Genomic DNA, 16,850 nt, shown 5'->3' with positions numbered 1-16,850 from the left:
AAGTCGTTTACGCAATACGCTGCTCGGTCTCGGCATCGAATAGTTTCCCCAGTGATGCTACGTTTCCACCTTGGCACTGCTCGACGCCGTAATAATCTCGCCACCATGATCCGTTTTACAGCCCAGGTAGGCCGTGGGCTTACCATCGTGGTTGGAGTGGCTGGAGCCTTCGATAATGGTGGCGCCGCAGCCGGTTTTATCACCCACCCGCGCCACGGGCTGGCCCTCTACTTGAGAGGGCGAACCAGTGACAATTTCCGTGGTGCCGTGGCCGGGAATGGGGCAACGGTGTAGGTCGCCTTTACGGGCAACGGGTTTCATCGACAGATTTCCCACTGGCCATCGCGGCGGATGAAATAGATACTAATAAATGCCGAACGACCTTCTTGCGTAATATTATTAAAACGCAGTGGTTGATTGACGCCTTCCTCAGTTAACCAGGCTACACGATTACCTGCAGCTAGGTTCAGTGTCATTGGTTGATCGGGTAAGTCATCTAACTGATAAACATCCGGGTTATCAAAGTACATGTCGTAGCTGAACCGATGACGCACATAGTCTTCCGGCGTATCCGAGGCCAGGGCGAGCTCTGCTGTCCTTGTCGACGCGGCGGCTAACAGGGCATCGTTATCGCCTGCGGCAAACAGCGTATGTAGCCGACGGTATTCGCGGGCTAGGCTATCGCGGGTGGCATCGTTGTCGCGCAGTACATCGCCCTTTTCCCAGCACCATGTGGGCATCGGCTGGCGGTTGGTAAAGGAGATATGTAATGTTTCATAGCGTCCATTACTGGTAAAACCAATGTCACTTTCCCGAGGTTGTAAGGGGGCGGCCGGGTCTGTCGAGACAATCTCGGGCTGTGCGTCTTTCACGCCTGGCATCATCACCACTTCAAACGCAGTGCTGGCCTCGGTGCTGGGGTTCTGGCCGAGTTCCCAATAAAGTAACGACACCTTTATTTTATCTTCGGCCCGATATTCATCTATCCATGTGTATAGCTCAATCGTATTATTATCGGTTTTGGTATATTCAGTAATCGGTTGGCGGCGATCAAAATTGCTGGCAACCCCGGTAAAATCCAACATAATGCCCTGTATATGGAGGGCTGACGCAAAGCCATTCACGCTCCAGCGAACGCCAAACTGATACTCGGTTTCCTGTGCCATGGCTGGTGCACTAATCAGCGTCAGCGCAACAAGCCAACAGTAAGTTATCCATTTCTTCATGCTGTGATATGCCTTTTGCAACTCCATAAACTGACACGATCCTTCAAGGCTCCACCTTGGCACTGTTCGACGCGGTAATAATCTCGCCACCATGATCGGTTTTGCAGCCCAGGTAAGCCGTGGGCTTGCCATCGTGGTTGGAATGGCTGGAGCCTTCAATAATGGTGGCGCCACAGCCGGTCTTATCACCCACCCGCGCCACCGGCTGGCCCTCTACTTTAGAGGGCCAGCCGGTGACAATTTCTGTGGTGCCGTGGCCAGGGATGGGGCAACGGTGGAGGTCGCCTTTACGGGCAACGGGCTTCATCGGCAGATTTCCCACTGACCGTCGCGGCGGATAAAGTAAGGTCTGACAAACGAAGTGCCGTGTTCGGTTCCAACGTGACTAAATGCAATGGGGACATTTACTCCCTTCGTTGTTAGCCACGCCACACGGTTATCTGCCGCTAGTTTGAGCGTCAACGGTTCTTCGGGGAAGTCTCTGAGTTGATAAACATCCGGGTTATCGAAGTACATGGTGTAGCTGAACCGGTGGCGCACGTATTCTTCCGGGGTGCCCGAGGCCAGGGCGAGTTCTTGTGTCCTTGTCGACGCGGCCGCTAGCAAGGCATCGTTATCGCCTGCCGCAAACAGCGCATGCAGTCGGCGGTATTCGCGAGTCAGGCTATTCCGTGTGGCGTCATTGTCGCGCAGTACATCGCCCTCTTCCCAGCACCAGGTGGGTGTGGGTTGGCGATTGTTAAAAGAGATATGTACTGTGTCAAAGTCTTCATTACTCTTAAAGCGGATCTCGCTTTCCCTAGGCTGCAAAGGGGCGGCCGGGTCTGTCGAGACAATCTCAGGTTTGGCATCTTCCACACCAGGCATCATCACCACTTCAAACGCAGTACTGGCCTCGGTGTTAGGGTTCTGGCCGGGTTCCCAATACAGTAATGAGACACGCACCTCATGCTCGGGATCATATTCGTATCGCCATGTGCGTAAATCAATGGCGTTGCTACCGTTTTTGATATATTCGCTAATCGGTTGGCGACGATCAAAATTACTGGGGACGCCGGTAAAATCGAGCATAATGCCCTGTATGTAGAGGGATGATTCCAATCCATTAACGCTCCAGCGAATGCCAAACTGATACTCGGTTTCCTGTGCCATGGCTGGTGCACTAATCAGCGTCAGCGCAACAAGCCAACAGTAAGTTATCCATTTCTTCATGCTGTGATATGCCTTTTGCAACTCCATAAACTGACACGATCCTTCAAGGCTCCACCTTGGCACTACTCGACGCGGTAATAATCTCGCCACCATGATCGGTTTTGCAGCCCAAGTAAGCTGTAGGCCTGCCATCATGATTGGAGTGGCTGGAGCCTTCGATAATAGTGGCGCCGCAGCCGGTTTTATCACCCACCCGAGCCACGGGCTGGCCCTCTACCTGAGAGGGCGAACCGGAGATGATTTCCGTGGTGCCGTGGCCGGGAATGGGGCAACGGTGTAGGTCGCCTTTACGGGCAACGGGTTTCATCGGCAGATTTCCCACTGGCCGTCGCGGCGGATAAAGTAAGGTCTGACAAACGAAGCGCCGTGTTCGGTTCCAACGTGACTAAATGCAATGGGGACATTTACTCCCTTCGTTGTTAGCCACGCCACACGGTTATCTGCCCCTAGGTTTAACGTCATAGGCTCTTCGGGGAAGTCATCTAATTGGTAAACATCAGGATTATCGAAGTACATGTCGTAGCTGAATCGGTGGCGCACGTACTCTTCCGGGGTATCCGAGGCCAGGGCGAGCTCTGCTGTCCTTGTCGACGCGGCCGCTAATAGGGCATCGTTATCGCCTGCGGCAAACAGCGTATGTAGCCGACGATATTCGCGGGTTAGGCTATCTCGGGTCGTGTCATTGTCTTGCAAAACATCGCCCTCTTCCCAACACCATGTGGGCATCTGCTGGCGGTTTTGGAAGGGCACATGCAACCTAAAGTGGCCAACATGATCCACCCAGAGAATATCACTCTCTACTGGTTGCAGGGGGGCGTTAGGGTCTCTTGATACAACTTCAGGCTCTGCATCCTCTGCCCCCGGTTTAATCATGATTTCAAAGGCAGTCTTAGCCTCCGTGTTAGGATTTTGATCGGGCTCCCAATACTCCATAGACAGTCGTATTTCATGCCCCTCCGCAAAAGGCACTGGCCAAGCGTAAAATTGAACTTCGTTACGTCCATTACGAACGTACTGAGTGACTGGCAGCATCGTATTCTGCGCACTAGGCACACCTTTGAAGTCGAGCAGGATATCTTGGATGTGCGTGCCGGTGGCTAAACCATTCACGCTCCAACGAACGCCAAACTGATACTCGGTTTCCTGTGCCATGGCTGGTGCACTTATCAGCGTCAGCGCAACAAGCCAACAGTAAGCTATCCATTTTCTCATGCTGCTATCTACCTTTGGCGTCTCGATAAACTGATGCAATGCATTAAGGCGCCACCTTGGCACTGTTTAACACGACAACCCGTTTTACTGCCCAGGTTGATGGTGGGGCAACCGTGATGCCATGTGAAGTGGGTGCCCCACCCATGCTTATCTCTCTGCTGACCGGCTATGTACAAGGTCACCTTCAGCCGAGACGATGCCATATTGTTGACCATGACGCGTAACACAGGCATCTACAAAAGCATTCGCCTAACTCTCACGGTTCAACCAACATTTCCCCTTCTCTTGAAAACTCCCATTTTCCACGCGAGTCTTCAGCCACAATTCGATCGGAGTGAATATCTATCTTCTTATACTGGGGCGGAAGAATAGTCTCACCTTGCGGGGATAGTAGCCCCCTCAACTGATCATCACCGACCTTTTGAACGACCACCAAATAGCCATCTCTTAAATAGGCACCTTCGGAGCTCCCAAGTACGCGGGCCAATGTAGGCAGATCCGTGACAAGGTCATCTTCCAATGTACTCTTAAAGGTCTGAAGGGCACTCCAGGCAGTAATGCAATACTCATATTGCGAATAATCCGGGCCTTGGTAGCTATGATAATTTACGTATTCGGCAATACGTAGATAGGCCACCGTCTCCCTTTCACGTGAGAGGATAGGCAAAGACAGGGATGCTGTACATTGGGTGCTAGGACCATCCTCCCACAGCGATATTTGACCTTCATCCGGGTTCCCCAGGGCTAAGAGAGGCGGTATTGGTGATAACGGTTCGGGCTCTGCGTCAACAAGGGTAAGACGGAAATCTGGATAACTACGGCGGCGGTCATCATCAAACAAGGTGGCCCTCACCTGCCCGCCCATAAGTCCCAACAGCCCCTCCAAGGAAAATATGTCTTCGATGCGATTCTTTAGTCTCTGCTCACTTTCCTCAGTTAGACGATAGTCCGGCCAAGTGTCAGGATCAGTAAACGAGAGGCTTTCTTCTAGGGAGTCTCGCTTCCGTATGGTATAAAACATGGCAATGAGCGTCTGGATATCTCGCTGATCCCAAAAGCTATCGGGCTCGACAGCCCAGAAGCTCGTTTCATCTTGACCACTTGGCACAAACCCAAGAAGCCCAAGATTGCCATTCTGATCCATGATGATAGTCAGTGATCGTTTTGGTGCCTCTAGATGAATCGTTTCCTGACTATCGTCAGGTGATATAACACTTTCACGAAAGGTGTCCGCATCTGTTAATAACTGGCCTATCACCAGCCCTGGAGCCCCCAAACTGGTAGAGAGAATCAGTCCTTCCGAAGCCATTGTGTCTGTACTGGAAAACGTGATGTCTGTAACATTCCATTCAACTGGCCTATCAAATATATAGGGCAAACTCCAATCCACCGGATCAGACGCATTTATCGAGAGGGGCTCGACGTCGAAAAGCTCAGATAGACCTGTTGCTCGCTCTTCAGCAAACGACTGTTTACTCTCCAGAAATTCCTCTCGGGCAGATTGCAGAGCAGCAAATTCCGACCCATCCTCGTCTATCCGCTGAAAGGTGAATGCGATTTCAAACGGCGTGCCATTAATTAACAGAAACTGCTCGGGCGAACTCGACTGGAGTTCCGCAGAAGGCTGATCCGGGCTAGTCGCCAACCGCCCCTCGAAATCAAAATTAAACTGCAGAGGCTCTTCCTGCCCTTCCATATAGATATCTGCATGCCCCGTTTGGCGCTCATATCTAATCCAGGCGCGCTCCATACTCTCTTCGATGTCGGGCAGAATCATATCTACCACAGGGCTAGCTTCTAAAGGCTCTATAGAGCTCACGGCATATACGCCTGAGCGCGGCATTGCCGAAGTGTCGGCCAGCACCTTTCCTGTCAGTATCACCAATAAAAAAGGGACAACAATCCATTGCTTCATAGTTCACCATAAGTGTTATTGAGCTGTATCATAACGTTAATTCATTCCTGCCAACTATATCCATGCCATAGTCAAGTTATTCCACCTTAGGCTCTGTCTGAAAACTAGCTGCGCTCGACCATACTGCGTTAAAAATCGGCTCAAAGTACTCATTTACACCACGTAAACTCCGCCTTTTCGCCAATTTTTGCCTTGTCTGGCCTTCGCTCGCCGACTTTTCAGACAAAGCCTAGGCTTTCACATCCAGACATTGGCTCTTAAAAGGTTAAGCAGCTTTCAAGACTAAGCTAACCATTATAACCATATCTCATCATTACCATATCGTTGATGTTAATGCTTTTTAAATTTCAGTCACACTCTCCAGGTTTAATTCAATGGCTCTCTTTAACTCACCCACTACTTCTTCCTCACGAACTTCGTGGGTATTAAATATATATAGCGCATTAAATGAAACAAATCGGCCGTTTATTTGCGTCAAAAAAACAGCTTCGACCGCAGCTCTTAAATTGGTTTTAGATTCATCATTCCCAAATAGAATAAGGCTACCTCCATGATTGCCAAGTGAAATTTCTTCAGAATCATACAGGCTAAAAGAGGGTACATCAGCAAGATAACTTTCAATAAAAGAAGATGTTTGACGCTCCAGACATCCGAAATAGCAAGGCTCATCAGATACAATCTCGATACCAACACCATAAGCTCTTTCACGCATGAAATCATTGTCTTCCACAGGCATAGTGACACGTGTGCGAATATGGCTATAAGTATACTGACGAAGAGACTCCAATTTTCCATCTGGGCAAATTTTCAAAGTATCATCAAGAAAGATACAGCCAGCCTCATGCATTTCTGCTGCGAGGCTTCCAGAGTATTCAATTCGACGCTCCCAGACATACTCAAGATTGCCAGGAATAAGGTTTTCGTTTATAGAATACTCTGCTACGGAATGTCGTTTTTTTGTAATCCAATTGCCATGCTCGTCATATACATATTCAAAAAAAATCTTTTCTAATATCTCTTCGTCCTCATTCAACCGGGTCTCAGAGACAACATTATTAAATTCGTCATACTCGGAGACCGAAATATAGATCTCTCGGTCATTCTCAGTACTATAAACTTCCATTCTCTCTTCTATTACATTCTTAGATTCGTCATATTTGAACATCCACACCCAATCGATTGAACCATCCGGTTTGTAATGAGTCTCTTTTTCAGGTAAGTCATCAGCGCCATATTCAATGCTAGTTTTCTTCGTTTGGCCAGAATCTGCCTGCCTTATCTCACGGAAGATAAGGTTTCCTCTGGAATCATATTGCTCGGTCTCAGTAGCACTTAATCTATCATGTGCATCATAATGTTCGATCACTATATCTTTTGAAGAGCCGTGATAGTTAAAAACATAGCGGCCCGTTTGCTCTTCGGTTCTGTCATCGACAGTTAGAATTTCTGTTGGCCTTCCATCTTTATCTCTGGAAACTGTCTGTGTCTGAATAGCATATCTTCTGCCGTTTCTTGAAATAAAAGAACGCTGCCAGATAACATCTTCGTTTTTATCGAAGTTGAAACGTTCTCTGACATTTTGGGTAAGGGCGACATTCCTATCTTTTGTTTTATTGTCTTCAGGAGAATACGCCGCTAATACGATATGATCAATTCTGGCCTGTGAATCTTCTTCATTTATAAAAAAATAAACCAACAAGGCTCCAATAGATACTACACAAAGAGTCGCTATCAATTTTTTCATATCTCTAACACATCCACCTTAAATAAAACCAAGAAAAACATACTCCCAAGCCCCCATAAAACCATTACCAAGCATAACATTTTTCGTTATTAGCAATAGTTGCTAGGAAAAGATACCTGGACACTAGGAGTCAGAAAAATTAAAAGTATTGTCTTGAATGAACTTATACCTATCCATAATTTCGCAGCCGGTTTTATCGCTTACCCGCGCCACGGGCTGGCCCTCTACCTGAGAGGGCGAACCGGAGACAATTTCCGTGGTGCCGTGGCCAGGGATGGGACAGCGATGCAGGTCGCCTTTGCGTGCAACGGGTTTCATGCGGACACCGTCGCGATACGCCACTCGCCAGATGCCGTGCGGTAGAAAACCACTGGCAAGACATCGCTTTTTTGATTAGCTTGGTTTGGGTATGACCAACGAAGAGGGCTGGGTAAAATGCGAACTAAGCGCCCGTCGCCCATAAACTCCAAACTATCATCGGCAGGGCTAGCGGCGAGACGCAACGGCTCTAGCTGCGGCCCATCAGGCTCTTGGCGCATACCTATTGTTTGGGAAGCGAAAGGAAGAGAAGCAATGTATTCACGTGCACTTTTGCCCCCTGCCATTAGTAACCCAGCGCGATCCCAAACAGGTTCACCTTCACGTAAGATGGCGTCGGTATTACCTTCTTCATATAGGCGATGCAAACGCTCATAAGCTTGGCGTAACTCATGGCGTAGCCGTGGGGTATCTTGCAGTGGCGTCGCATCATTCACCCAGTGAAAATCGGGAATGGTATCCAGCAAGCGGAAGTTCATATCGACCCGTTCAGCCTCTATGCTCTCCCCATTACCAACCACTAGACGATCCGGTGAGCTCACCTGAAACTCCCCACGAGTACGCAAGTGTTCGCTCTGATGTGTCGTCTCGCCGATAACGTTGGCAGGGTTTTTGGGGAAATCTATCAACTCGCCCGTCTCCATATCGTAGCGTAGCTGCAACGTATGAATCCCCTCCTTCGCTTGGGTCTGTGTGTTAATAGCCTCAATGGTGACGTTGACAAAGAAATTTTCTTTAGGCCCCTGCGTTAACTCGCCCGTTTCAGCATCCTGTAATAAATTGCCTGCTTCGTCCTCAAGCAACGGCGCATAAATAAAGGAAACCGTATTGGCGCCTTCTTTTAAATTAACGCTAATGGGATATGAGATGGAGTAGTACTCAGTCGACCTATGAGACTTTACATATAAATCATTAATTCTTAACGTCCACGCGGCACCTTGGGTATGAATATTTACCCAGTACTGGCGATCAATTGGCAGCGCCATGGCGCTGGACGATAGGCTAAGCAGGCACACGATGGCGAGCCTTGCGACAACCCAAGCGCTATAGCTACCGAATGGTACGCCTACCACTAACCGACTAACGACTCCTTTCAAGATATCTCTCCTTGTAACTCCATCGCTCCGCATAAGCGCTACGGCTGAACCTTGGCACTGCTCGACGCGGTAATAATCTCGCCGCCGTGATCAGTTTTACACCCTAGATAAGCCGTGGGCCTACCATCATGGTTGGAGTGGCTGGAACCTTCGATAATGGTGGCGCCGCAGCCGGTTTTGTCGCCTACCCGCGCCACAGGCTGGCCCTCTACTTGAGAGGGCGAACCGGAGACGATTTCCGTGGTGCCGTGGCCGGGAATCGGGCAGCGGTGCAGGTCGCCTTTGCGGGCAACGGGTTTCATGCAGACACCGTCGCGATACGCCACTCACCAGATGCCGTTCGATAAAACACAACAGGTACGGTATGGCCTTCTTTATTAGGCTGATTTGGGTACGACCAGTGGAGCGGGCTGGGTAAGATGCGGACTAAGCGCCCGTTGCCCATAAACTCTAAACTGTCGCCAGTAGGATCTTCGGCAAGGCGTAAAGGCTGCAACTGCGGGCCGTTAGGTTCTTGGCGCAAACCTGCAAGCTGCGAAGCAATCGGGAGCGAGGCAGTGTATTCTCTGGCGTTTTTCCCCCCTGCCATTAATAGCCCCGCGCGATCCCAAACAGGCTCAAATGCACGCAAAATAGCGTCGCTATCACCATCTTCGTACAAGCTATGCAAACGCTCATAGGCTTGGCGTAACTCGTGGCGTAGCCTTGGGGTGTCTCGCAGCGGCGTGGCATCATTCACCCAGTGAAAATCGGGAATGGTATCCAGCAAGCGGAAGCTCATATCAACCCGTTCAGCCTCTATGCCTTCCCCATTACTAACTACCAGACGATCTGGTGAGTTTACCTGGAACTCACCGCGGGTACGCAGGTGTTCGCTCTGGTGTATCGTTTCACCAATAACGTTGGCAGGGTTTCTGGGGAAATCTACCAACTCACCCGACTCCATGTCGTAGCGCAGTTGCAGTGTATGGACACCTTCCTTCTCTTGAGTGCGGGTGTTAATAGCCTCAATGGTGACGTTGACCCAAAACGTCGATTTAGGCCCCTGCATTAACTCGCCTGTTTCAGGGTCACGCTTTGACTCCCCTGTGGTCTCATCTCCAAGTATCGGCGCATAAATAAATGAAACCGTATTGGCCCCTTCTTTCAAATTAACGCTAATGGGATACGAGATAGAGTACTGCTCTGTCGTGCTATGAGACTGTACATATAAGTCATTAATTCTTAACGTCCACGCGGCACCTTGGGTATGAATATTTACCCAGTACTGGCGATCAATTGGCTGTGCTATGGCGCTGGCCGATAGGCTGACCAAGCAAACGATGGCAAGCCAAGCGATAACCAAAGCACTATATTTCCCAAATGAGGTGCCTATCACTAACCGCCCAACGACTCCGTTCAATCCCTATCTCCTTCCACAACTGTCATTTCGCCTAAGCGCTACGGCTGAACCTTGGCATTGCTTGATGCGGTAATAATCTCGCCACCGTGATCCGTTTTACACCCCAGGTAGGCGGTGGGCTTACCATCATGGTTGGAGTGGCTGGAGCCTTCGATAATGGTGGCGCCGCAGCCGGTTTTATCACCCACCCGCGCCACGGGCTGGCCCTCTACATGAGAGGGCGAACCGGTGACAATTTTCGTGGTGCCGTGGCCGGGAATGGGGCAGCGGTGCAGGTCGCCTTTGCGGGCAACAGGCTTCATCGGCAAATTTCCCACTGGCCATCACGGCGGATGAAGTAGAGGCTGACATAACTTAAACGCCCCTCTTGTAAAACATTATTAAAACGGATGGGCTCACTTACTCCTTTTGTGGTCAGCCATGCCACGCGATTATCTGCACCCAAGTTTAACGTCATGGGCTCTTCTGGGAAGTCGTCTAACTGGTAGAGATCCGGGTTATCGAAGTACAGATTGTAGCTAAACCTATCCCGAACGTAGTCTTCTGGGGTGCCCGAGGCCAGAGCAAGCTCTTTTGTCCTGGTCGATGCGGCCGCTAACAGGGCATCGTTATCGCCTGCGGCAAACAGCGTATGTAGCCGACGATATTCGCGGGTTAGGCTAGCACGGGTGGCGTCATTGTCGTTTAGTACATCACCTTCTTCCCAGCACCAGGTAGGCATCGATTGGCGGTTATTGAAGGGGACGGTTAACTTAAAGTAGTCTTGATCCCAGCTAATATCGCTTTCTCGCGGCTGAACAGGGGCGGCCTGATCTATTGACACGATCTCAGGCTTGGCGTCTTCTGCGCCGGGCATCATCACAACTTCAAACGCTGTTTTAGCATCAATGTTAGGATTTTCACCGGGCTCCCAAGACTCTACGGAAAGGCGAAGTTCGTGCTGCTTATCAAATGGCTCAGCAGAGGGAACTGGCCAAGCATAAAACTGAAGGGCATTGCGTCCATTACGGACATACTGGGTAATGGGCAGCATTGTGTTCTGCTCGCTCGGCACCCCTTTAAAATCGAGCATAACGTCTTGTATGTCGACTGATGACGCTAAGCCATTAACGCTCCAGCGAACGCCAAACTGATACTCGGTTTCCTGTGCCATGGTTGGTGCACTGATCAGCGTCAGCGCAACAAGCCAACAGTAAGCTATCCATTTTCTCATGCTGTGATATGCCTTTTGCAACTCCATAAACTGACACGATCCTTCAAGGCTCCACCTTGGCACTGCTAGACGCGGTAATAATCTCACCACCATGATCGGTTTTGCAGCCCAGGTAGGCCGTGGGCTTACCATCATGGTTGGAGTGGCTGGAGCCTTCGATAATGGTGGCGCCGCAGCCGGTTTTGTCACCCACCCGGGCCACGGGCTGGCCCTCTACTTGAGAGGGCGAACCGGAGATGATTTCCGTGGTGCCGTGGCCGGGAATGGGGCAGCGGTGCAGGTCGCCTTTGCGTGCAACGGGTTTCATCGACAGATTTCCCACTGACCATCGCGGCGAATGAAGTAGAGACTTACGTAGTTAGCACGACCTTCCTGTGAAATATTATTAAAACGGATGGGTTCACTTACTCCTTTTGTGGTCAGCCATGCCACGCGATTATCTGCACCCAAGTTTAACGTCATGGGCTCTTCGGGGAAGTCGTCTAACTGGTAGAGATCAGGATTATCGAAGTACATGGTGTAACTGAACCGGTGGCGCACGTACTCTTCCGGCGTACCCGAGGCCAGGGCAAGCTCTTGTGTCCTTGTCGACGCGGCCGCTAGCAAGGCATCGTTATCGCCCGCCGCAAACAGCGCATGCAGTCTGCGGTATTCGCGAGTCAGGCTATCCCGGGTGGCATCATTGTTGTTTAGTACATCACCCTCTTCCCAGCACCAGGTGGGCATCGGTTGACGGTTGTTAAACGGCACATGCAATCTAAAATGGCCAACGTGGTCGACCCAGCGAATCTCACTTTCTCGCGGCTGCACGGGGGCGGCCTGGTCTATTGAGACGACTTCGGGCTTGGCGCCTTCCACTCCAGGCATTACCACCACTTCAAACGCAGTTTTGGCATCAGTGTTGGGATTTTCACCGGGCTTCCAATACTCCATGGAGAGACGAATTTCATGTTCCTCCGCGAAAGGCACAGGCCATGCGTAAAACTGAAGGGCATTGCGACCATTACGGACATACTCCGTTACTGGCAGCATTGTATTCTGTGCACTAGGCACACCTTTAAAGTCTAACAAAATGTTTTGTATATGGGTGCCGGTGGCCAAACCATTAACGCTCCAGCGAACGCCAAACTGATACTCGGTTTCCTGTGCCATGGCTGGTGCACTGATCAGCGTCAGCGCAACAAGCCAACAGTAAGCTATCCATTTTCTCATGCTGTGATATGCCTTTTGCAACTCCATAAACTGACACGATCCTTCAAGGCTCCACCTTGGCACTGTTCGACGCGGTAATAATCTCGCCACCATGATCGGTTTTACAGCCCAAATAGGCGGTTGGCTTGCCATCGTGGCTGGAGCCTTCAATAATGGTGGCGCCGCAGCCGGTTTTATCACCCACCCGCGCCACGGGCTGGCCCTCTACCTGAGAGGGCGAACCGGTGATAATTTCCGTGGTGCCGTGGCCGGGAATGGGGCAACGGTGTAGGTCGCCTTTACGGGCAACGGGTTTCATCGGCAGATTTCCCACTGACCATCGCGGCGGATGAAGTAAGATCTGACAAACGAAGCGCCGTGTTCGGTTCCAACGTGACTAAACACAATAGGAACACTGACCCCTTGTGTTGTTAACCAAGCCACACGGTTATCTGCTCCCAGGTTGAGCGTCATCGGTTCTTCAGGGAAGCTATCTAACTGGTAGATATCAGGATTATCAAAGTACATATTGTAGCTAAACCGATCCCGCACGTAGGCTTCCGGGGTGCCCGAGGCCAGAGCAAGCTCTTTTGTCCTGGTCGATGCAGCCGCTAATAGGGCATCGTTATCGCCTGCGGCAAACAACGCATGCAGTCGGCGGTATTCGCGAGTCAGGCTATCCCGGGTGGCGTCATTGTCGTTTAGTACATCGCCTTCTTCCCAGCACCAGGTAGGCATCGGCTGGCGGTTATTGAAGTTAACTTCGAGCGTATCGTTGTCTTCATCACGACTAAAGCGAATGTCATTTTGCAGTGGCTGCAAAGGAGCATCAGGGTCTGTTGACACTATCTCAGGCTTGGCGTCTTCCACGCCAGGCATCATAACTACTTCAAAGGCGGTGCTGGCTTCAGTGTTAGGATTTTGACCGGGCTCCCAATACAGCAGTGATACGCGCAGCTCATGATCAGCCTCATACTCAAGCGGCCATGTATATAACTTGACGGTATTCTTGCCATTCTTTATGTATTGGGAGGCAGGCAACCGTGTATCAAGGTTACTCGGTGTACCGGAAAAATTTAGCATAATATCTTGTATATCTATCGAAGAGGCCAACCCATTAACGCTCCAGCGAACGCCAAACTGATACTCGGTTTCCTGTGCCATGGCTGGTGCACTAATCAGCGTCAGCGCAACAAGCCAACAGTAAGCTATCCATTTTCTCATGCTGTGATATGCCTTTTGCAACTCCATAAACTGACACGATCCTTCAAGGCTCCACCTTGGCACTGCTAGACGCAGTAATAATCTCACCACCATGATCCGTTTTGCAGCCCAGGTAGGCGGTGGGCCTACCATCGTGATTGGAGTGGCTGGAGCCTACAATAATGGTGGCGCCACAGCCGGTTTTATCACCCACCCGCGCCACGGGCTGGCCCTCTACTTGAGAGGGCGAACCGGTGATAATTTCCGTGGTGCCGTGGCCGGGAATCAGGCAGCGGTGGAGGTCGCTTTTGCGTGCGATGGGTTTCATCGACAGATTTCCCACTGGCCATCGCGGCGGATGAAGTAAGGTCTGACAAACGAAGCGCCGTGTTCGGTTCCAACGTGACTAAACACAATGGGAACACTGACTCCTTGTGTTGTTAACCAAGCCACACGGTTATCTGCTCCCAGGTTGAGCGTCATCGGCTCTTCAGGGAAGCTATCTAACTGGTAGATATCAGGATTATCAAAGTACAGATTGTAGCTAAACCGATCCCGCACGTAGGCTTCCGGGGTTCCCGAGGCCAGAGCAAGCTCTTGTGTCCTGGTCGATGCGGCCGCTAATAGGGCATCGTTATCGCCTGCGGCAAACAGCGTATGTAGCCGACGATATTCGCGGGTTAGGCTAGCACGGGTGGCGTCATTGTCGTTTAGTACATCGCCCTCTTCCCAGCACCAGGTAGGCATCGGTTGGCGGTTGTTGAAGGGGACGGTTAATTTAAAGTAGTCTTGATCCCAGCTAATATCGCTTTCTCGCGGCTGCATGGGGGCGGCTGGATTTGTTGACACGATCTCAGGCTTGGCGTCTTCTGCGCCGGGCATCATCACCACTTCAAACGCTGTTTTAGCATCAATATTAGGATTTTCACCAGGCTCCCAATACTCTACGGAAAGGCGAAGTTCATGCTGCTCTTCAAATGGTTCAGCAGAGGGAACTGGCCAGGCGTAAAACTGAAGAGCATTGCGTCCATTACGGACATACTGGGTAATGGGCAACATTGTGTTCTGCTCGCTCGGCACCCCTTTAAAATCGAGCATAACATCTTGTATGTCGACTGATGACGCTAAGCCATTAACGCTCCAGCGAACGCCAAACAGATACTCGGTTTCCTGTGCCATGGCTGGCGCACTAATCAGCGTCAGCGCAACAAGCCAACAGTAAGCTATCCATTTTCTCATGCTGTGATATGCCTTTTGCAACTCCATAAACTGACACGATCCTTCAAGGCTCCACCTTGGCACTGTTCGACGCGGTAATGATCTCGCCACCGTGGTCGGTCTTGCAGCCCAGGTAAGCCGTGGGTTTACCATCAGGCGGAACCTTCAATAATGGTGGCGCCGCAGCCGGTTTTGTCACTCACCCGCGCCACGGGCTGGCCCTCTACCTGAGAGGGCGAACCGGTGACAATCTCCGTGGTGCCGTGGCCGGGAATGGGGCAGCGGTGTAGGTCGCCTTTGCGGGCAACGGGTTTCATGAAGCAACCGTTGCGAGACGCCACTCACCTGATGCTGTGCGATAAAACACGACAGGTAATTTGTGGCTTCGCTCAGAATCATCCGAATATGACCAACGAATTGGGGTAGGTAAAATACGTACTAAACGCCCATCTCCCATAAATTCCAGGCTGTCGTCAGCGGGGTCATCGGCCAGCATGAGAGGAAGTAATTGCAGTCCGCTGGGTTCATCGCTAAGCCCAACAAGCTGTGACCCTACCGGAAGCGAAGAGATATATTCTCTTGCATTCTTCCCACCGGCCACCAATAGCCCTGCTCGATCCCACATCGCCTCGCCTTCTCGTAAAATTAGATCGCTATCGCCCTCCTCAAACAAACGATATAAACTCTGATAGGCTTGACGTAGCTCGTGCCGTAGTCGCGGCGTATCTTCTAGTCGCGTGGCATCATCGACCCAATGGAAATTGGGGATAGAATCCAGAACGCGAAAACTCATATCCACACGCTCAGCCTCTACGCTTTGGCCACTAGTAGATAGGAGTTGGCTCGGCGAACTTACTACAAACTCCCCTCTTGTACGCAGATGCTCAGTTTGGTGCACCGTTTCACCACTCATATTGACAGGGGTTTGAGGAGAGGCTACGAGCTCTCCTTCCTCCATGTCATAGCGTAATTGCAGAGTATTGATACGCTCCTTTTCTTGAGTACGTTTATTAATGGCTTCAATCGAGATATCAACCCAGAAGTCCTCTTTGGGTGCCTGAGCGTATTCGCCTGTTTGTTCATCTTTTGCGAGATACCCTGTGTCATCTTCAATAAGTGGCGCAAAAATAAATGACACCGTGTTTTGACCTTCTTTCAGACTAGTACTAATCGGATATGAAATAGAGTACTGTTCAATAAAGCTATGCGACTGTACATTCAAATCATTAATACGCAAGACCCACGCTGCGCCTTCGGTGTGAATATTAACCCAGTATTCGCGTTCAATAGGCTGTGCCATGGCACTGGTCGATAGGCATAACAAGCACGCAATGGCGAGCCCAGCGAGAACCAAAGCGCTATAGCTGCCCAATGGTGTGCCTACCACTAATCGACTAACGACTCCTTTCAAGACATCTCTCCTTGTAACTCTATCATTCCGCATAAGCGCTACGGCTGAACCTTGGCACTGCTCGACGCAGTAATAATCTCGCCTCCATGATCCGTTTTGCAGCCCAGGTAAGCCGTGGGCTTTCCATCATGGTTGGAGTGGCTGGAGCCTTCGATAATGGTGGCGCCGCAGCCAGTCTTATCACCCACCCGAGCCACGGGCTGGCCCTCTACCTGAGAGGGCGAACCGGAGATGATTTCCGTGGTGCCGCGGCCGGAGATGGGGCAGCGATGCAGGTCGCCTTTACGGGCAACGGGTTTCATCGGCAGATTTCCCACTGGCCATCACGGCGGATGAAGTAGAGGCTGACATAACTTAAACGCCCCTCTTGTAAAACATTATTAAAACGGATGGGCTCACTTACTCCTTTTGTGGTCAGCCATGCCACGCGATTATCTGCACCCAAGTTTAACGTCATGGGCTCTTCTGGGAAGTCGTCTAACTGGTAG

23 protein-coding genes and 1 pseudogene are annotated in these 16,850 nt (G+C 50.8%); all 24 read right to left on the bottom strand.

Annotated features, from left to right (window positions below):
- Positions 1-57 precede the first annotated feature (57 nt).
- Positions 58-321 carry a PAAR domain-containing protein gene (locus J7J49_RS06190; RefSeq protein WP_215091082.1) on the bottom strand — a complete coding sequence of 88 codons (264 nt, stop codon included), beginning with the start codon at positions 319-321 and terminating at the stop codon, positions 58-60.
- Complete coding sequence (locus J7J49_RS06185; RefSeq protein WP_215091080.1) at positions 318-1,226, bottom strand: hypothetical protein; 909 nt, start codon at positions 1,224-1,226, stop codon at positions 318-320. Before J7J49_RS06185 ends, J7J49_RS06190 begins: the two co-directional genes overlap by 4 nt.
- A 43-nt stretch (positions 1,227-1,269) precedes the next feature.
- Positions 1,270-1,533, bottom strand: a complete 264-nt coding sequence (locus tag J7J49_RS06180) for a PAAR domain-containing protein (RefSeq protein ID WP_215091078.1) — start codon at positions 1,531-1,533, stop codon at positions 1,270-1,272.
- The gene (locus tag J7J49_RS06175; protein WP_215091076.1) at positions 1,530-2,438 is read right to left on the bottom strand and encodes a hypothetical protein; all 909 of its coding nucleotides are present in this window, start codon (positions 2,436-2,438) and stop codon (positions 1,530-1,532) included. The genes J7J49_RS06180 and J7J49_RS06175 overlap by 4 nt, the downstream gene beginning before the upstream one ends.
- Positions 2,439-2,481: 43 nt before the next feature.
- Positions 2,482-2,745, bottom strand: a complete 264-nt coding sequence (locus J7J49_RS06170; RefSeq protein ID WP_215091074.1) for a PAAR domain-containing protein — start codon at positions 2,743-2,745, stop codon at positions 2,482-2,484.
- The gene (locus J7J49_RS06165; protein ID WP_215091072.1) at positions 2,742-3,650 is read right to left on the bottom strand and encodes a hypothetical protein; all 909 of its coding nucleotides are present in this window, start codon (positions 3,648-3,650) and stop codon (positions 2,742-2,744) included. The genes J7J49_RS06170 and J7J49_RS06165 overlap by 4 nt, the downstream gene beginning before the upstream one ends.
- Before the next feature lie 256 nt (positions 3,651-3,906).
- Positions 3,907-5,565, bottom strand: coding sequence for a hypothetical protein (locus tag J7J49_RS06160; protein WP_215091070.1), 1,659 nt, complete (start codon positions 5,563-5,565; stop codon positions 3,907-3,909).
- A gap of 340 nt (positions 5,566-5,905) precedes the next feature.
- Positions 5,906-7,309: a hypothetical protein gene (locus J7J49_RS06155; protein WP_215091068.1), complete on the bottom strand. Its 1,404-nt coding sequence runs from the start codon at positions 7,307-7,309 to the stop codon at positions 5,906-5,908.
- Between the two features lie 123 nt (positions 7,310-7,432).
- Positions 7,433-7,627, bottom strand: coding sequence for a PAAR domain-containing protein (locus tag J7J49_RS06150; RefSeq protein WP_251048173.1), 195 nt, complete (start codon positions 7,625-7,627; stop codon positions 7,433-7,435).
- The gene (locus tag J7J49_RS06145) at positions 7,624-8,724 is read right to left on the bottom strand and encodes a hypothetical protein (protein ID WP_215091067.1); all 1,101 of its coding nucleotides are present in this window, start codon (positions 8,722-8,724) and stop codon (positions 7,624-7,626) included. Before J7J49_RS06145 ends, J7J49_RS06150 begins: the two co-directional genes overlap by 4 nt.
- A gap of 38 nt (positions 8,725-8,762) precedes the next feature.
- A complete protein-coding gene (locus J7J49_RS06140; RefSeq protein ID WP_215091066.1) occupies positions 8,763-9,026 on the bottom strand; it encodes a PAAR domain-containing protein in 264 nt (87 codons plus the stop codon).
- Positions 9,023-10,126, bottom strand: a complete 1,104-nt coding sequence (locus tag J7J49_RS06135; RefSeq protein ID WP_215091064.1) for a hypothetical protein — start codon at positions 10,124-10,126, stop codon at positions 9,023-9,025. The genes J7J49_RS06140 and J7J49_RS06135 overlap by 4 nt, the downstream gene beginning before the upstream one ends.
- 38 nt (positions 10,127-10,164) lie before the next feature.
- Positions 10,165-10,428 carry a PAAR domain-containing protein gene (locus J7J49_RS06130; RefSeq protein ID WP_215091061.1) on the bottom strand — a complete coding sequence of 88 codons (264 nt, stop codon included), beginning with the start codon at positions 10,426-10,428 and terminating at the stop codon, positions 10,165-10,167.
- Positions 10,425-11,339 (bottom strand): hypothetical protein, encoded by a 915-nt coding sequence (locus tag J7J49_RS06125; RefSeq protein WP_215091060.1) that lies wholly within the window; start codon positions 11,337-11,339, stop codon positions 10,425-10,427. Before J7J49_RS06125 ends, J7J49_RS06130 begins: the two co-directional genes overlap by 4 nt.
- A 43-nt stretch (positions 11,340-11,382) precedes the next feature.
- The gene (locus J7J49_RS06120; protein WP_215091058.1) at positions 11,383-11,646 is read right to left on the bottom strand and encodes a PAAR domain-containing protein; all 264 of its coding nucleotides are present in this window, start codon (positions 11,644-11,646) and stop codon (positions 11,383-11,385) included.
- Positions 11,643-12,551 (bottom strand): hypothetical protein, encoded by a 909-nt coding sequence (locus J7J49_RS06115; RefSeq protein WP_215091056.1) that lies wholly within the window; start codon positions 12,549-12,551, stop codon positions 11,643-11,645. The genes J7J49_RS06120 and J7J49_RS06115 overlap by 4 nt, the downstream gene beginning before the upstream one ends.
- Before the next feature lie 43 nt (positions 12,552-12,594).
- Positions 12,595-12,849 (bottom strand): PAAR domain-containing protein, encoded by a 255-nt coding sequence (locus tag J7J49_RS06110; RefSeq protein WP_215091054.1) that lies wholly within the window; start codon positions 12,847-12,849, stop codon positions 12,595-12,597.
- A complete protein-coding gene (locus J7J49_RS06105) occupies positions 12,846-13,754 on the bottom strand; it encodes a hypothetical protein (protein ID WP_215091052.1) in 909 nt (302 codons plus the stop codon). Before J7J49_RS06105 ends, J7J49_RS06110 begins: the two co-directional genes overlap by 4 nt.
- A 43-nt stretch (positions 13,755-13,797) precedes the next feature.
- Positions 13,798-14,061, bottom strand: coding sequence for a PAAR domain-containing protein (locus J7J49_RS06100; RefSeq protein WP_215091050.1), 264 nt, complete (start codon positions 14,059-14,061; stop codon positions 13,798-13,800).
- The gene (locus tag J7J49_RS06095; protein WP_215091049.1) at positions 14,058-14,972 is read right to left on the bottom strand and encodes a hypothetical protein; all 915 of its coding nucleotides are present in this window, start codon (positions 14,970-14,972) and stop codon (positions 14,058-14,060) included. Before J7J49_RS06095 ends, J7J49_RS06100 begins: the two co-directional genes overlap by 4 nt.
- A 131-nt stretch (positions 14,973-15,103) precedes the next feature.
- The gene (locus J7J49_RS06090; protein WP_215091047.1) at positions 15,104-15,268 is read right to left on the bottom strand and encodes a PAAR domain-containing protein; all 165 of its coding nucleotides are present in this window, start codon (positions 15,266-15,268) and stop codon (positions 15,104-15,106) included.
- Positions 15,265-16,362, bottom strand: a complete 1,098-nt coding sequence (locus tag J7J49_RS06085; protein ID WP_215091045.1) for a hypothetical protein — start codon at positions 16,360-16,362, stop codon at positions 15,265-15,267. The genes J7J49_RS06090 and J7J49_RS06085 overlap by 4 nt, the downstream gene beginning before the upstream one ends.
- Before the next feature lie 38 nt (positions 16,363-16,400).
- The gene (locus J7J49_RS06080; protein WP_215091043.1) at positions 16,401-16,664 is read right to left on the bottom strand and encodes a PAAR domain-containing protein; all 264 of its coding nucleotides are present in this window, start codon (positions 16,662-16,664) and stop codon (positions 16,401-16,403) included.
- Positions 16,661-16,850 (bottom strand): annotated as a pseudogene (locus J7J49_RS06075) (hypothetical protein); the annotation flags it as partial. The gene J7J49_RS06080 and the pseudogene J7J49_RS06075, both read right to left, overlap by 4 nt.

The sequence above is a fragment of the Halomonas sp. ISL-56 genome (assembly GCF_018612805.1).
In the GTDB taxonomy this organism is placed as follows: Bacteria; Pseudomonadota; Gammaproteobacteria; order Pseudomonadales; family Halomonadaceae; genus Vreelandella.
The sequence above is the reverse complement of the archived record's forward strand: the minus strand, read 5'-3'. Positions and strand labels throughout refer to the sequence as shown.

Coding starts and splice junctions, on each gene's coding strand:
- J7J49_RS06190 (WP_215091082.1), bottom strand. CDS start 321: ATGAAACCCGTTGCCCGTAAAGGCGACCTACACCGTTGCCCCATTCCC.
- J7J49_RS06185 (WP_215091080.1), bottom strand. CDS start 1,226: ATGAAGAAATGGATAACTTACTGTTGGCTTGTTGCGCTGACGCTGATT.
- J7J49_RS06180 (WP_215091078.1), bottom strand. CDS start 1,533: ATGAAGCCCGTTGCCCGTAAAGGCGACCTCCACCGTTGCCCCATCCCT.
- J7J49_RS06175 (WP_215091076.1), bottom strand. CDS start 2,438: ATGAAGAAATGGATAACTTACTGTTGGCTTGTTGCGCTGACGCTGATT.
- J7J49_RS06170 (WP_215091074.1), bottom strand. CDS start 2,745: ATGAAACCCGTTGCCCGTAAAGGCGACCTACACCGTTGCCCCATTCCC.
- J7J49_RS06165 (WP_215091072.1), bottom strand. CDS start 3,650: ATGAGAAAATGGATAGCTTACTGTTGGCTTGTTGCGCTGACGCTGATA.
- J7J49_RS06160 (WP_215091070.1), bottom strand. CDS start 5,565: ATGAAGCAATGGATTGTTGTCCCTTTTTTATTGGTGATACTGACAGGA.
- J7J49_RS06155 (WP_215091068.1), bottom strand. CDS start 7,309: ATGAAAAAATTGATAGCGACTCTTTGTGTAGTATCTATTGGAGCCTTG.
- J7J49_RS06150 (WP_251048173.1), bottom strand. CDS start 7,627: ATGAAACCCGTTGCACGCAAAGGCGACCTGCATCGCTGTCCCATCCCT.
- J7J49_RS06140 (WP_215091066.1), bottom strand. CDS start 9,026: ATGAAACCCGTTGCCCGCAAAGGCGACCTGCACCGCTGCCCGATTCCC.
- J7J49_RS06130 (WP_215091061.1), bottom strand. CDS start 10,428: ATGAAGCCTGTTGCCCGCAAAGGCGACCTGCACCGCTGCCCCATTCCC.
- J7J49_RS06125 (WP_215091060.1), bottom strand. CDS start 11,339: ATGAGAAAATGGATAGCTTACTGTTGGCTTGTTGCGCTGACGCTGATC.
- J7J49_RS06120 (WP_215091058.1), bottom strand. CDS start 11,646: ATGAAACCCGTTGCACGCAAAGGCGACCTGCACCGCTGCCCCATTCCC.
- J7J49_RS06115 (WP_215091056.1), bottom strand. CDS start 12,551: ATGAGAAAATGGATAGCTTACTGTTGGCTTGTTGCGCTGACGCTGATC.
- J7J49_RS06110 (WP_215091054.1), bottom strand. CDS start 12,849: ATGAAACCCGTTGCCCGTAAAGGCGACCTACACCGTTGCCCCATTCCC.
- J7J49_RS06105 (WP_215091052.1), bottom strand. CDS start 13,754: ATGAGAAAATGGATAGCTTACTGTTGGCTTGTTGCGCTGACGCTGATT.
- J7J49_RS06100 (WP_215091050.1), bottom strand. CDS start 14,061: ATGAAACCCATCGCACGCAAAAGCGACCTCCACCGCTGCCTGATTCCC.
- J7J49_RS06095 (WP_215091049.1), bottom strand. CDS start 14,972: ATGAGAAAATGGATAGCTTACTGTTGGCTTGTTGCGCTGACGCTGATT.
- J7J49_RS06090 (WP_215091047.1), bottom strand. CDS start 15,268: ATGAAACCCGTTGCCCGCAAAGGCGACCTACACCGCTGCCCCATTCCC.
- J7J49_RS06080 (WP_215091043.1), bottom strand. CDS start 16,664: ATGAAACCCGTTGCCCGTAAAGGCGACCTGCATCGCTGCCCCATCTCC.